Origin of the sequence: Rehaibacterium terrae (genome assembly GCF_014202935.1) — a bacterium.
GTDB classification, from domain to species: Bacteria; Pseudomonadota; Gammaproteobacteria; order Xanthomonadales; family Xanthomonadaceae; genus Rehaibacterium; species Rehaibacterium terrae.
Genome location: NZ_JACHHX010000002.1, coordinates 137356 through 151341, shown reverse-complemented (window position 1 = coordinate 151341; position 13986 = coordinate 137356). Strand labels below are relative to the sequence as shown.

Below are 13986 nucleotides of genomic sequence, written 5' to 3'. Positions count from 1 at the left end.
GCGATCTCACTCGATCCGGATCCGGTGCAGCAGGTTGAGCATTTCCAGCGCGGCCAGGGCCGCCTCCTCGCCCTTGTTGCCGTGCGCGCCGCCGGCGCGCGCTTCGGCGTCCTCGTGGCGCTCCACCGCCAGCACGCCATTGGCGACCGGCAGGCGGAAGTCCAGCGCCACCCGCATCAGGCCCTCGGCGCAGCGGTCGGCGACGTGCTCGTAATGGCGGGTGTCGCCACGCACCACGCAGCCCAGCGCGACCAGGGCCTGGTGCCTGCCCGCCGCGGCCAGCCGCGCCGCCGCCAGCGGGATCTCCCAGGCGCCCGGCACGCGCACCACATCGAGCGCCTCGGCGGGTACGCCGTGGTCGGCGAAAGCCTGCCGCGCGCCCTCGACCAGCGTGTCGACGATGCGCGGGTTCCAGCGGCTGGCGACGATCGCCAGCCGCGCGCCGGCGGGCAGGCGCAGGTCGCCTTCGTAATGGGCCATGGGGTGGCGGTCTGAAACGGGTGGGTCAGTTTAGCCGATTCGGGGTCCGGGACCGGGTCCCGGCTTCACCCCGTCCCGACCTCCACGAACTCCACCACCTCCAGCCCGTAGCCGGCCAGGCCGATCTGCCGGCGCGGGGCACCGATCACCCGCAGCCGTCTGAGGCCGAGGTCGGCCAGGATCTGCGCGCCGGCACCGTTGCGCCGCCATTCGGCGACACGTCCGCGTTCGGCCTCCGGCTCGGGGTGCTGGCGCAGGCGCGCCAGCAGCGACTCGGGACCGGCCTGGTCGGACAGCACCACCAGCACGCCCTCGCCGACCGCGGCGATCTCGCGCAGCACCTCGGTGACCGGCACGCCGAAATCCGGGCGCTGCCAGTGCAGCACGTCCGAGAGCGGGTTCTTGACGTGGACGCGCACCAGCGTCGGGGCGTCGCCGCGCGGCGCGCCACGCACCAGCGCGAAGTGGATGTCGCGGGCGATGCGGTCGCGATAGGTGTACAGGTGGAACGGACCGTAGGCGGTGTCGATTTCACGCGCGTCGACGCGCTCGACGGTGTGCTCGGTTTCCAGCCGGTAGCGGATCAGGTCCTCGATCGAGCCGATCTTCAGGCCGTGCTCGCGGGCGAAGGCTTCCAGCTCCGGCCGCCGCGCCATCGAGCCATCGGCGTTGAGGATCTCGACCAGCACCCCTGCCGGTTCCAGTCCCGCCAGCAGGGCCAGATCCACCGCCGCCTCGGTATGACCGGCGCGGTTGAGCACGCCGCCGGGCTGGGCCATCAGCGGAAAGATGTGGCCGGGCTGGGTCAGGTCCTCGGGCTTGGCGTCCGGCCGCACCGCGGTGCGGATGGTGTGGGCGCGGTCGTAGGCGGAGATGCCGGTGGTGACGCCCTCGGCGGCCTCGATCGAAACGGTGAAGTTGGTGTGGTAGGGCGAGCGGTTGTCGCGCACCATCGGCGGCAGTGCGAGCTGGCGGCAGCGCTCCTTCGTCAGCGCCAGGCAGACCAGGCCGCGCGCGTGGGTGACCATGAAATTGATGTCGGCCGGGCGAACCAGCTCGGCGGCCATGATCAGGTCGCCCTCGTTCTCGCGGTCCTCGTCGTCGACGATGACCACCATGCGGCCGGCGCGGATCTCTTCGAGCAGTTCGGGGATGGGTGAGAACGACATCGTGAGCCTTCGGAACAGGTGGGTACGGAAATCGGGAATGGAAAATCGGAAATGGGAAAAGCGGGATCGGGAGCTGGCGGCCTGGCCCTACCGGCTGCCGGTTTCCGGTTTCCGATTTCCGGCCTCTGCAGCCAGCAGCCGCTCGACATACCGCGCCACCATGTCCACCTCCAGATTCACCGCGTCGCCGGGCCGGCGGAAGCCGAAGGTGGTGCGCTGGACGGTGTGCGGGATCAGGTTGACGCCGAAGCGGCTGCCCTCGACCTCGTTGACGGTCAGGCTGGTGCCGTCGATGCAGATCGAACCCTTGGCGGCGATGTAGCGCGCCAGCGCGGGCGGCGCTTCGAAGATCCAGCGCTGCGAGCGGGCGTCATCGCGCACGTCGAGCACGCGGCCAATGCCATCGACGTGACCGGACACCAGGTGCCCGCCAAGCCGGTCGGCCAGCCGCAGCGCCTTCTCCAGATTGACCGCGTCGCCGGCATGCAGCGCGCCGAGCGTGGTGCGGTCGAGTGTTTCCAGCGACACGTCGGCGGCGAAGCACGGGCCGTCGAGCTCGATCGCGGTCAGGCAGACGCCGGCCACGGCGATGCTGTCGCCCAGGGCGACGTCGTCGAGACCCAAGTCGACGCTGTCGATGACCAGGCGCACATCGCCGCCGCGCGGCTCCACGGCGGCGACACGGCCGACCGCCTGCACGATGCCGGTGAACATGTCAGCGCCCCTCGCGACGGGCGAGGGAGCGGCACGGGAGAAACTGGCGATGGCGCATGAAACGTTTCCTCGCAGACGAAGAACCGCTTCAGGGACGCGGCGGCGCGCGCGCCATGCGGCACGCGGGCGGCTGGCGTCTTCTCTCCTCCGGACTGTGACCGTCGGCTCCGGCATTCGACCGGATCTGCTGACCCTGCGGCGTGACCACAGGCGCTCGCGGGCTCGCACCGTCGCCGGTGCCTACCGCCGGTGGGGACTTCCACCCCGCCCTGAAGACGTCGTGATTGCCCCGGCCGGCAAGCCGGGCCGGGGAGCAGAAGGCTAGCACAAGCCCACGGTCACGGCGGCAGAGCCGCGTGTAGGACAGCAGGCTCAGGCCGGCTGCAGGATCAGCCGCAGGTCCGGACCGATATGGCGACAGTCGAGCAGGCGGAAGCCGAACCGGTCGCTCATCGCCGCCGGGGTGACGCCGCCGAACAGCGGCCGGCCACGCTCGCCGAGCAGGATCGGCGCGACGTACAGCAGCACCTCGTCGACCAGCCCCGCGGCCAGCAGTGCGCCGCTGAGGGTGGCGCCGGCCTCGACCTGCACCTCGTTGATCTCGCGCTGGGCCAGCTGCGCCATCACAGCCGCCAGGTCCAGCCCGGCGCCCAAACGGCGCGCCGGGAAGGCGTTGACACCGTCGTCATAGGCCGGCACCACGTCGTCGGCATGCACCAGCAGGGTCGGCGCGGCGCCGTCGGTGAGCAGGCGCGCGGTCGACGGCAACCGGCCGCGGGTGTCGAGCACCACGCGCAGCGGCGGCACGAAATCGGCATCCATGTCGTCGCCTTCGAGCCGCACGGTCAGACGCGGGTCGTCGGTGAGTACGGTGGACAGGCCGGTCAGGATGGCGCCACTGCGCGCGCGCCAGCGCTGCACGTCGGCGCGCGAGGCGTCGGAGCTGATCCAGAAGCTCTCGCCGCTCTCCAGCGCAGTGCGGCCGTCCAGGCTCATCGCCAGCTTCAGCCGCAGCCACGGCCGGGCGCGTTCGATGCGGGAGAAGAAGCCGCGGTTGAGCTGACGCGCCTGCGCCTGCATCAGCCCGGTCTCGACCGCCACGCCGGCGGCGGTGAGCTTCTGCAGGCCCTGGCCAGCGCGCTGCGAATGGTCGTCGGCCGCCACCACCACGCGCACGATGCCGGCGGCGATCAGCGCATCGGCGCAGGGCGGCGTGCGTCCGTGCAGACCGCAGGGCTCGAGGGTGACGTAGGCGGTGGCGCCGCGGGCGCGCTCGCCGGCCTGCGCCAGCGCATGCACTTCGGCGTGCGGCTCGCCGGCGCGCACGTGCCAGCCCTCGCCCACCACCTGCTCGCCGTGGGCGATCACGCAGCCGACCATCGGATTGGGCTTGGTGGTCCAGGCACCACGCTCGGCCAACCGCAGCGCGCGCGCCATGTGGCGGTGATCGACGGCGGAGAAACCGGCGCTCATTTCTTTTTTCCGTCGCCCTTGCCGGCGGGCTTGTCGCTCTCGCCGAGCAGCGGCAACTGCAACCCCTCCAGCGCCGGCAGGTCGCGCTCCAGCCGCTCGATCTCCTCACGGAAGGCCTGCACGTCCTCGAAGCGGCGGTACACCGAGGCGAAGCGCACGTAGGCCACCTGGTCGAGCTTCTTGAGCTCGCGCATCACCAGTTCGCCGATCCGCAGCGACGGCAGCTCGCGCTCGCCGGACAGGCGCAGCTCGCGCACCACCGCGCGCACCGCGTCGTCGATCCGGTCGGCCGACACCGGCCGCTTCTGCAGCGCGCGGTCGAAGCTCACCCGCAGCTTGCACTCGTCGAACACCTCGCGGCGGCCGTCGTTCTTCACCACCGCCGGCAGCTTCAGCTCGGCCGTCTCCACCGTCGAGAAACGCTCGCCGCAGGCCGGGCACTCGCGCCGGCGGCGGATGCTGGCGCCATCCTCGGAAACGCGCGAGTCGATCACGCGGGTGTCGTCGTGCTGGCAGAAGGGGCAGTGCATTTCACAGCCGGAAGCGCGCCATCATCCGTAGACGGGAAATGCGCGGCACTGCGCCGTCACCTGCTCACGCACGCGGGCGATGACGGCCTCGTCGGCCGGGGCGTCGAGCACGTCGGCGATCCAGTCGGCGAGGTCGGCGCACTCCTTTTCGCCATAACCGCGTGTGGTGACCGCCGGGGTGCCGATGCGCAGGCCGGAGGTGACGAAGGGCGAGCGCGGGTCGTTGGGCACGGCATTCTTGTTGACCGTGATGTGGGCGCGACCGAGCGCGGCCTCGGCATCCTTGCCGGTGAGTTCCCTGCCGATCAGGTCGACCAGGAACAGGTGGTTCTCGGTGCCGCCGGAGACGATCCTGTAGCCGCGCGCCATCAAGGCTTTGGCCATCGTCTGCGCGTTCTTCACCACCTGCCGCTGGTAGGCCTTGAACTCCGGCTCCAGCGCCTCCTTGAAGGCCACCGCCTTGGCGGCGATCACGTGCATCAGCGGGCCGCCCTGGGTGCCCGGGAACACCAGCGACTGCAGCTTCTTCTCGATCTCCGCAGCCGCCTCGCCCATGCCGGCGCGGCTGGCCAGGATGATGCCGCCGCGCGGGCCGCGCAGCGTCTTGTGGGTGGTCGAGGTGACCACGTGCGCGTGCGGGAGCGGGCTCGGGTAGACGCCGGCGGCGATCAGGCCGGCGACGTGCGCCATATCCACGAACAGCCAGGCGCCCACCTTGTCGGCGATGGCCCGGAAGCGGGCCCAGTCCATCACCTGCGAGTAGGCGGAGAAGCCGGCGACGATCATCTTCGGCCGGTGCTCGAGCGCCAGGCGTTCGATCTCGTCGTAGTCGATCAGGCCGTGCTCGTTCACGCCGTACTGCACGGCATTGAACACCTTGCCCGACAGGTTGACCTTGGCGCCATGGGTGAGGTGGCCGCCATGCGCGAGCGACATGCCGAGGATGGTGTCGCCGGGCGCGAGCAGCGCGAAGTACACCGCGGCATTGGCCTGCGAGCCCGAATGCGGCTGCACGTTCGCGTAGTCGCAGTCGAACAGCCGCCTGACGCGCTCGATGGCGAGCTGCTCGGCGACGTCCACGTAGTCGCAACCGCCGTAGTAGCGCTTGCCGGGGTAACCTTCGGCGTACTTGTTGGTCAGCACGCTCCCCTGGGCCTCCAGCACGCGCGGGCTGGCGTAGTTCTCGGAGGCGATCAGCTCGACGTGGTCTTCCTGGCGCCGGCGCTCGGCGGCGATGGCCTGGGCCAGCTCGTCGTCATAGCCGGCGATGCGCATGTCACGGGGAAACATCCTGGGAGCTCCGGGGTGGCGGCAGGGGCCGTCAAGTGTAGCGGCGGCCCGGGATCAGCGGCCAGTTCGCGAACCGCCCGGCTCGCCCCGCGCCGCCCCGTGCAGCGAGGCCACCAGGGCATGACTGACGATCATCAGCAGGAACCAGGCGCCCAGCTTGCCCGGCGCGACCAACGACCAGCCCCGCTGCTGGTGGGGATAGACCCAGGCGCCCGCGAAGGTGCCGACGTTTTCGGCGATCCAGATGAACAGCGCGATCAGCGCGAAGCCCACCAGCAAGGGCATGCGCCGGTCCCGGTCACGCACGCGCAAGCGCACCAGGGTACGGCGGAAGCACCAGCCCACGGCCAGGAACAGGGCCGGCCGGAGGTCGGGCAGGAAGTGGTGGGCGAAGAAGTTCGCATAGATCAGCACCGCCAGCAGTTGCGCCTGCCACAGCGGCGGGTGTGCCTGGTAGCGCAGGTCGAACAGGCGCCAGGCCCGGGCGATGTAGCTGCCCACCGCCGCGTACATGAAGCCGGTGAACAGCGGCACCCCGCCGATGCGCAGCACCGCGGCTTCCGGGTAGGCCCAGGATCCGACGGCCGTCTTGAACACCTCCATCACCGTGCCCACGGCATGGAAGACGAAGATGACGCGGGCCTCCTGCACGGTTTCCAGCCCGCTGCGCAGCAGCGCCAGCTGCAGTGCGAACGCGGCCAGGGTGAGCGCGTCGTAGCGGTTCAGCCAGCTCTCGCGCGGGTACCACAGCCAGCTGGCCAGGATCAGCGCCAGCAGCAGGCCGCCGAACAGGCTGGCCCAGGCCTGCTTGAGGCCGAACCAGAGAAATTCGTAGAACCCGGCGGCGAGCCGCCCGCGCACCGCCACGGCGCTGGCGAGCCTGCGTTCGCGTGCACGCCAGCGGCGCGGCCAACCGTCCGCGACCCGCTCCGGCTCGACCTGCCCGCCCGACGCTCCACCCATCCGCCCGCTCCGGTTCGGCCCGGCCGCAGTGTCGTCGCGGCAAAAGGCGGAATGCGGGCGCCGCGTGGCCGCCGGCGGGCGGGCGCGGCGGGTGACGCCCACGGCCCGGATCGGCGATAATCGCGCCCTTTCCCAAGGCCCTGCGAGCGCGCGTACCTCCTGCACGCGGCGCCCGGCGGCCCCGCGCCCCCTACCGGAGCATCCATGCAGTACATCTACACGATGAACGGTGTCAGCAAGACCGTTCCGCCCAAGCGCCAGATCCTCAAGGACATCTCGCTGAGCTTCTTCCCCGGCGCCAAGATCGGCCTGCTGGGCCTGAACGGCGCCGGCAAGTCCACCGTGCTGCGGATCATGGCCGGCGTGGACACCGACTTCACCGGCGAGGCGCGTCCGCAGCCGGGCATCAAGGTCGGCTACCTGCCGCAGGAGCCGCAGCTCGACCCCGAGCAGACCGTGCGCGAGGCGGTGGAGGAAGGCGTGGGCGAGATCCTGCAGGCGCAGAAGCGGCTGGAGGAGGTCTACGCCGCCTACGCCGAGGAAGGCGCCGACTTCGACGCCCTGGCCAAGGAGCAGGAGCGCCTGGAGGCGATCCTGGCCTCGGGCGACGCGCACATGCTCGAACAGCAGCTCGAAGTCGCCGCCGACGCCCTGCGCCTGCCGCCCTGGGACGCGAAGATCGGCCATCTGTCCGGCGGCGAGAAGCGCCGCGTGGCGCTGTGCCGCCTGCTGCTGTCCAAGCCCGACATGCTGCTGCTCGACGAGCCCACCAACCACCTGGACGCCGAGTCGGTGGAGTGGCTGGAGCAGTTCCTGCAGCGCTACCCGGGCACCGTGGTGGCGGTCACCCACGACCGCTACTTCCTCGACAACGCCGCCGAGTGGATCCTCGAACTCGACCGCGGCCGCGGCATCCCCTGGAAGGGCAACTACACCGAGTGGCTGGTGCAGAAGGAACAGCGCCTGAAGCAGGAGGAGATGCAGGAGAAGGCGCGCCAGAAGGCGATCGCCCGCGAGCTGGAGTGGGCCCGGCAGAACGCCAAGGGCGGCCGCTCCAAGGGCAAGGCGCGCCTGGCCCGGCTGGAGGAGTTGCAGTCGGTCGAGTACCAGAAGCGCCAGGAGACCAACGAAATCTTCATCCCGCCGGGCGAGCGGCTGGGCAACTCGGTGATCGAGTTCCGCAACGTCCGCAAGAGCTTCGGCGACCGTCTGCTGATCGACGACCTGAGCCTGGTGATCCCGCCGGGCGCCATCGTCGGCATCATCGGCCCCAACGGCGCCGGCAAGTCGACCCTGTTCAAGATGATCACCGGCCAGGAGAAGCCGGACTCGGGCGAGATCGTGATCGGCCCGACCGTGAAACTGGCCTACGTCGACCAGAGCCGCGACAAGCTGGAAGGCAACCACAACGTCTTCCAGGAAATTTCCGGCGGCAGCGACATCCTCAACATCAACGGCGTGGAGATCCAGTCGCGCGCCTACATCGGCCGCTTCAACTTCAAGGGCCAGGACCAGCAGAAGCTGGTCGGCACCCTGTCCGGCGGCGAGCGCGGCCGTCTGCACCTGGCCAAGACCCTGCTCCAGGGCGGCAACGTGCTGCTGCTCGACGAGCCCAGCAACGACCTCGACGTGGAAACCCTGCGCGCGCTGGAAGACGCGCTGCTGGAGTTCCCCGGCTGCGTGCTGGTGATCAGCCACGACCGCTGGTTCCTCGACCGCATCGCGACGCACATCCTCGCCTTCGAGGGCGACTCGCACGTGGAGTTCTTCCAGGGCAACTACCGCGAGTACGAGGAAGACAAGAAGCGCCGGCTCGGCGAGGAAGGCGCCAGGCCGCACCGCATCCGCTTCAAGGCGCTCAAGTAGCGGAATTGGCCACGGATGGACGCGGATCCTTGCCTGCTTTCCGACCCGCGCCCATCCGCGTCGATCCGTGGCTGAAACCGATGGGGGGATTGGCGATGGGCTTCATGCAGCAGTTGCGCCGCCGCTGGCACGACGCGAACACGCTGGTGTGCGTGGGCCTGGACCCGGAGCCGGCGAAGTTCCCGGCGCGGTTCCACGGCGACGCCGATGCGGTGTTCGGCTTCTGTCGCGCCATCGTCGACGCCACCGCCGACCTGGTCTGCGCCTTCAAGCCGCAGATCGCCCACTTCGCCGCGCTCGGCGCGGAGGGCGCGCTCGAACGGCTGATCGCGCACATCCATGCCAACCATCCCGGCGTGCCGGTGATCCTCGACGCCAAGCGCGGCGACATCGGCAGCACCGCGCAGCATTACGTCGCCGAGGCCTTCGCGCGTTACCGCGCCGACGCGGTGACGGTGAATCCGTACCTGGGCCGCGACTCGGTGCAGCCCTTCCTCGACCGCGCCGACAAGGGCGTGGTGATCCTGTGCCGCACCTCCAACCCGGGCGCGACCGACCTGCAGGATCTCGACGTCGGCGGCAAGCCGCTGTACCAGCACCTCGCCGCCACCATCGCCCGCGACTGGAACACGCACGGCAACTGCCTGCTGGTGGTCGGCGCGACCTGGCCCAGGCAGCTCGCCGAGCTGCGCACGCTCGTCGGCGAGGTGCCTTTCCTCGTCCCCGGCGTGGGCGCGCAGGGCGGCGATGCCGGCGAGGTGGTGCGCCACGGCGCCACCGCCGACGGCACCGGCCTGCTGATCTCGTCCTCGCGGGCGATCCTCTACGCCGGCAACGGCCCGGACTTCGCCGATGCCGCCCGCGCCGCCGCACAGGCATTGCGCGACGAGATCAACCGGCACCGCTGAGCGGATTTTTCGCTCCTAGCATGGCTGGCGGCGCGCCGCCAGCCACGCGCGCGGCGCGGCCAGCAGGAAGTGCGCCCACAGCGCGGCGAACACGAACGTGCGGGCGATGACGCCCGCGCCGGCGCCCTCGAACTTGCCGAAGTAGCGCCACATGCCGCGGTGCTTCTGCCACTCCACCCAGACCGGCCGGCGCCGGCTGGACACGCCGCGGATGTGCACCACGCGCACGTGGTTGGCGACGAACACACCGTGTCCGGCCTGGCGCACGCGCCGGCACAGGTCCAGGTCCTCGGCGTGCAGCCGGTAGCCCTCGTCGAAGCCGTGCAGCTGCAGGAACAGGCCGCGTGGCAGCAGCATCAGCGCCCCGGAGACGGCATCCACCGGCTGCAGGTCGAGCGCGTCGTTGGCCGGCACCGCCACGCTCCCGCGCCGGCCCAGGCCGGCGAGCATGGTGCGCAGGGCGGGGTCGCGCCGCCGCGCCGACAGGTCGCGCCGGCCGTCCTCGTCCACCAGATCGGCGCCGAGCAGACCGGCGTTGGGTACGGTCTCGGCCAGGCGACGCAGACGGGCGAGCGTGTCCGGCGTGACCAGCAGGTCGGGGTTCACGAACGCCAGCCACGGCGCATCGAGCTGCGCCGCGCCCTGGTTGCAGGCCGCCGCGAAGCCCGGATTGTGCGGATTGGCGATGAAGCGCAGGCGCGCATCGCGCGAGGCGAGGCGGCGCACGATCGGCAGGGTGTCGTCGCCAGAGCCGTTGTCCACGACCACGACCGCGGCCACGTCCTCGGCGGCAAGCAGTCGCTGCAGACAGTCCTCGATCGTCTCTTCGCTGTAGTGGCTGACGACGACGACACCGATGGCCGCAGTCATTTGGTCTCACCCTTCAGCCGCGCCAGCTCGGCTTCGAGATGGGCGATGTGCGCGGCGGCGGCGCGGTTGCGGCGCACCTCGTCGCGGTAGTCGGCATACACGCTCTCGCCGGCATCGCCGAACAGCGACAGCGCCGGCAGGCCCTGCAGCGCCCCGGGGCGCTTGGCGCACACGGCGACGTAGTACAGCGGCGCGTAGTCCAGCCCCGGCTCGACACGCTCGCCGTGCGCGGTCGCCGCATCGACGCCGCCGCCTTGCCCATCCAGCGCCCACAGCGCCGACTGGAACAGCAGCTTCTGTCCGTACAGGCGGTACGCCGGGAAGCGCGCCGAGAGCAGCGCCTCGAACTCGTCGCGGTACAGCTCACGCACGTGGTAGGGGTTCACTTCGCCGGTGAGCTCGCTGTAGGTGCGCTTGTCGGGCGTGGACACCAGCAGCAGGCCGTCGTCGGCCAGCAGCCGGACGAAGCCGTCGAGCATGCGCGCCTGCGCCTGCACGTGCTCCAGCGTCTCGAAGCTGACGATCAGGTCGAAGGTGGCGTCTGGCAGGTGGTCCAGCGCGGTCGCGTCGCCCCGCTCGAAGCGCAGGTTGGCGATATCGCCGTAACGCTGGCGTGCATGCGCCACCGCCTCGTCCGCCACGTCGACGCCGAGCACGTCGCGCGCGGTGGTCGCCAGCAGCGCGCTGCCGTAACCCTCGCCGCAGGCGGCGTCGAGCACACGCCGGCCGGCGGCCAGCGGACGCGCGAAGGCGTAGCGGTGCCAGTGCTCATAGGCGATCTCGCGCACGCATTCGGGCGTGAAGCGTTCGCCGGTGAAGGGCAGGATCGGGGCGTCGTCGTGGTTCATGGGTCGAAAAGATCGCGCTGTCCGGCCGGATGATCCATGGTATCGAGCCGGCGTTGCAGTCGGTCGCGCAGCGGCCGCAGCGGGTCGGCGAGGATGTAGCGGGCGATGCGCTCGTTGTAGCCCGGCCAGCGGGCATTGAGCCGGCGCAGGTTCTCGCCGCCCGGCCACTCGCCCAGCGGCCCGAAGCTGGCGTTGCCCAGGTGCACCACGTAGGCGTTGTCGCACAGCACGTTGCGCCAGCCCAGGCCGGCCACGCGCAGCGAGAAGTCGTTCTCCTCGCCGTAGCCGCGGCCGAAGGTGGCGGCGTCGAAAGCGCCGCACTGGTCGAGTGCCGCACGGCGCACGTACATGCAGAACCCGACGGCGGTCGGGAGCTCGGGATACTCCGGCGCGCCGGCACTGGCCGCGGCGTCGGCGATCCGGTCCGGGTCGTCCGGCACCGGGTTGGGCTCGATGAAGCGCGGAAAACTGGCGATCTCGGCGTTGTTCGACCACGGCGTGGCGGTGGCGATGCGCGGATCGGATGCCGCGCATTCGGCCAGCCGCTGCAGCCAGCCGCGTGTCGGCAGCGTGTCGCTGTTGAGCAGCACCACGTCGTCGGGCGCGGTCTCGGCGAAGGCGAGGTTGACGTTGGCGGTGAAGCCGAGGTTGCATTCGCGGCGGACGATGCGCGCATCGAGCCGGGTGCGCGCGCGCCAGCCATCCAGCACATCGGCCACGCGCGGGTCGGTGGAGGCGTCGTCGCAGACATGCACCTTCGCGCCGGCCGGCAGGGTGCGGTCGAGCGCGGCCAGGCAGGCGTCCAGCGCCGCGACGGCGTTGAACACGGGCACGACGACGGTGGGCAAGGCGGCGTTCACGCGGTGTGGTTTTCCCAGCGGTGCGGCAGCCGCACCAAGCCCAGTTCGCGCGACTCGCCACGGATCTCGATGGCGCGTTCGGCGGTGTCGAACAGACGCAGCCCCTCGGGATCGAGCGGATGCGCGCGCAGCCGGTAGCTGCCGGGCAACAGGTCGAGCGGATCGAACACCAGCCGCGCATGGTACTCGCCCACGCCGCCGCGCCGCACCGCCACGCCGTCCATGTCGGTGGACACGCCGTAGACCGGCGTGCCGTCGGCACGGACGATGCCGACCAGCAACGCCGGCGCGCGGTCGTCGCGCGACCCCATCGTCACGTCCACCACCAGCGCGTCGCCGCAGCGCAACGCCAGCGGCGCGTCGCCGCCATCGCCGTTGAGCGCCAGCGCGCGGATCGAATACTCCAGGTCGCCGCGGACGATCCCCGGGGATGCTTCCTTCGCCTGACGGCGCTCATGCCAGGCCAGGTAGCGTTGCGTCACGTCGAACACCTCGCCGATGGCCTCGACACGCCCGCGGTGCAGCCACAACGCACGCCGGCACAGCTTCTGCACGTGGTACATGCTGTGCGAGACCAGCAGCAGGGTGCCGCCGCCGGCGAGATACTCGTCCAGCCAGCGGATGCACTTTTTCTGGAAGCTCTCGTCGCCGACCGCCAGCACCTCGTCGGTGATCAGCAGCTCGGGACGCACCGCGGCGATCACCGCGAAGCCCAGCCGCACCACCATGCCCGAGCTGTAGTGCTTGACCGGCTCGTCGAGGTAGTCGCCGAGGTCGGCGAAGGCCGCGATCTCGGGCAGCTTCTCCTCCAGCGCGCGACCGTGCAGGCCGTACAGCGCGGCCGCCATGCGCACGTTCTCGCGGCCGCTGTACTCGGGGTGGAAGCCGGCGCCCAGCTCCAGCAGAGCGCCGACCCGGCCGCGCGTGCGCGCGATGCCTGACGAAGGCGTGAGCACGCCGGTGATGAGCTTGAGCAGGGTGGACTTGCCGGCCCCGTTCTCGCCGATGATCGCCAGCGACTCGCCGGGCCGTACCTCGAAGCTGACCTGATCGAGCACCGTGGCCACCCGTCGTGGCGGACGGCCGCGCAGCACGTCCCACAGTGCGCGCAGGCGGTCACCGCGATGGCCGACCACCGGGTAACGCTTGCACAGGCCGACCACCTCGACCAGCGGCGCGACGCTCACAGGAAATCCTCGACGTGTGGCCGGGTGCGCCGGAACAGGCCATGCGCGAGCCACAGGGCGACCACGGCCGCGGCGGCCGAGGCGCCGAGCGCCGCCCAGGCCACCTCGCCGCCGGCCAGCGCCATGCGGATCGCCTCGATCGGCGGCGCCAGCGGGTTCAAGCCCAGCGCCCGCGCCAGCGGCGCCGGCAACTGCGCGCGGTCGTACAGCACCGGACTGAGGAAGAAGCCGAGCATCACCAGTTGCGCGGCGACCTGCGCGGTGTCGCGCAGGAACACCTGCAGCGCCGACAGCGCGAAAGCCGCGGCCAGGCCGAGAGCGAGGATCACCGCCAGTGCCAGTACCACCACCGGCAGCCCGGCGGGCGCGAGCGGCAGGCCGAAGGCGGCAACCACCGCCAGCACCAGCATGAAGCCGAGCAGATCCGGCAGCGCTGCGCCGGCCGCACGCGCCAGCACGAACAGGCCGTGCGGCAAGGCCACCTTGCCGATCAGTGCGGCGTTGTCGGTGAGCGCGGTGCAACCGCGCTGCACCTGGTTGGCGAACAGCTGCCACGGCCACAGCCCGAGCGCGAGGAAGGCCGCATACGGCCACTGCCCGCCATGCGCCCGCGCCGGCAGCAGGAAGGTGAACACCAGACTCAGCACCGTCAGCTGCGCCAGCGGCAGCAGCAGGGCCCAGAGCGGGCCGAGCAGGCTGCCCTGGTAGCGCTCGCCGAGTTCGCGCCGCAGCAGTTCGCGGAAGAGGGCGTGGGTCATGGGCAGAGTGCGCGCACGGCGCGGGTGGTCATTGTAGGCGCAGCGCAAGCCGCGACCGGAAGTGCGGAGG

14 protein-coding genes and 1 riboswitch are annotated in these 13986 nt (G+C 71.0%); of the genes, 2 read left to right on the top strand and 12 right to left on the bottom strand.

What is annotated here, in order from left to right; all coding sequences use genetic code 11:
* Positions 1–6 precede the first annotated feature (6 nt).
* The 7 genes from ribH to HNQ58_RS01990 all read right to left on the bottom strand — a co-directional run bounded on the left by ribH (position 7) and on the right by HNQ58_RS01990 (position 6619).
* Complete coding sequence (gene ribH, locus HNQ58_RS02020) at positions 7–480, bottom strand: 6,7-dimethyl-8-ribityllumazine synthase (protein ID WP_183947109.1); 474 nt, start codon at positions 478–480, stop codon at positions 7–9.
* Positions 481–545: 65 nt separating this feature from the next.
* Complete coding sequence (gene ribB, locus HNQ58_RS02015) at positions 546–1649, bottom strand: 3,4-dihydroxy-2-butanone-4-phosphate synthase (RefSeq protein WP_183947108.1); 1104 nt, start codon at positions 1647–1649, stop codon at positions 546–548.
* A gap of 87 nt (positions 1650–1736) precedes the next feature.
* Positions 1737–2363, bottom strand: coding sequence for a riboflavin synthase (locus HNQ58_RS02010; RefSeq protein WP_183947107.1), 627 nt, complete (start codon positions 2361–2363; stop codon positions 1737–1739).
* Positions 2364–2494: 131 nt separating this feature from the next.
* Positions 2495–2644: riboswitch (FMN riboswitch) on the bottom strand.
* Between the two features lie 91 nt (positions 2645–2735).
* On the bottom strand, positions 2736–3836 hold the full coding sequence (gene ribD, locus HNQ58_RS02005) for a bifunctional diaminohydroxyphosphoribosylaminopyrimidine deaminase/5-amino-6-(5-phosphoribosylamino)uracil reductase RibD (RefSeq protein ID WP_183947106.1): 1101 nt from the start codon (positions 3834–3836) through the stop codon (positions 2736–2738).
* Positions 3833–4366: a transcriptional regulator NrdR gene (gene nrdR / locus HNQ58_RS02000; protein WP_183947105.1), complete on the bottom strand. Its 534-nt coding sequence runs from the start codon at positions 4364–4366 to the stop codon at positions 3833–3835. Before nrdR ends, ribD begins: the two co-directional genes overlap by 4 nt.
* A gap of 21 nt (positions 4367–4387) precedes the next feature.
* Entirely contained in the window at positions 4388–5656 is a 1269-nt protein-coding gene (glyA, locus tag HNQ58_RS01995) for a serine hydroxymethyltransferase (protein ID WP_183947104.1), read from the bottom strand.
* A 54-nt stretch (positions 5657–5710) separates the two neighbouring features.
* A complete protein-coding gene (locus HNQ58_RS01990; protein ID WP_183947103.1) occupies positions 5711–6619 on the bottom strand; it encodes a DUF817 domain-containing protein in 909 nt (302 codons plus the stop codon).
* Positions 6620–6823: 204 nt separating this feature from the next.
* On the opposite strand from HNQ58_RS01990, the gene ettA reads away from it, so the two are divergent.
* Positions 6824–8485 carry an energy-dependent translational throttle protein EttA gene (gene ettA / locus HNQ58_RS01985; protein WP_183947102.1) on the top strand — a complete coding sequence of 554 codons (1662 nt, stop codon included), beginning with the start codon at positions 6824–6826 and terminating at the stop codon, positions 8483–8485.
* Positions 8486–8580: 95 nt separating this feature from the next.
* A complete protein-coding gene (gene pyrF / locus HNQ58_RS01980; RefSeq protein ID WP_183947101.1) occupies positions 8581–9393 on the top strand; it encodes an orotidine-5'-phosphate decarboxylase in 813 nt (270 codons plus the stop codon).
* Positions 9394–9408: 15 nt separating this feature from the next.
* On the opposite strand, the gene HNQ58_RS01975 is transcribed toward pyrF, so the two are convergent.
* Genes HNQ58_RS01975 through HNQ58_RS01955 form a run of 5 tightly spaced genes read right to left on the bottom strand, consistent with a single transcriptional unit; the run spans position 9409 to position 13916 of the window.
* Positions 9409–10263, bottom strand: a complete 855-nt coding sequence (locus tag HNQ58_RS01975) for a glycosyltransferase (protein ID WP_183947100.1) — start codon at positions 10261–10263, stop codon at positions 9409–9411.
* Entirely contained in the window at positions 10260–11111 is an 852-nt protein-coding gene (locus HNQ58_RS01970) for a class I SAM-dependent methyltransferase (protein ID WP_183947099.1), read from the bottom strand. Before HNQ58_RS01970 ends, HNQ58_RS01975 begins: the two co-directional genes overlap by 4 nt.
* Positions 11108–11971 carry a glycosyltransferase gene (locus HNQ58_RS01965; RefSeq protein ID WP_183947098.1) on the bottom strand — a complete coding sequence of 288 codons (864 nt, stop codon included), beginning with the start codon at positions 11969–11971 and terminating at the stop codon, positions 11108–11110. The genes HNQ58_RS01970 and HNQ58_RS01965 overlap by 4 nt, the downstream gene beginning before the upstream one ends.
* Positions 11968–13158, bottom strand: a complete 1191-nt coding sequence (locus tag HNQ58_RS01960; protein ID WP_183947097.1) for an ATP-binding cassette domain-containing protein — start codon at positions 13156–13158, stop codon at positions 11968–11970. Before HNQ58_RS01960 ends, HNQ58_RS01965 begins: the two co-directional genes overlap by 4 nt.
* The gene (locus HNQ58_RS01955; protein ID WP_183947096.1) at positions 13155–13916 is read right to left on the bottom strand and encodes an ABC transporter permease; all 762 of its coding nucleotides are present in this window, start codon (positions 13914–13916) and stop codon (positions 13155–13157) included. Before HNQ58_RS01955 ends, HNQ58_RS01960 begins: the two co-directional genes overlap by 4 nt.
* Positions 13917–13986: the final 70 nt, after the last annotated feature.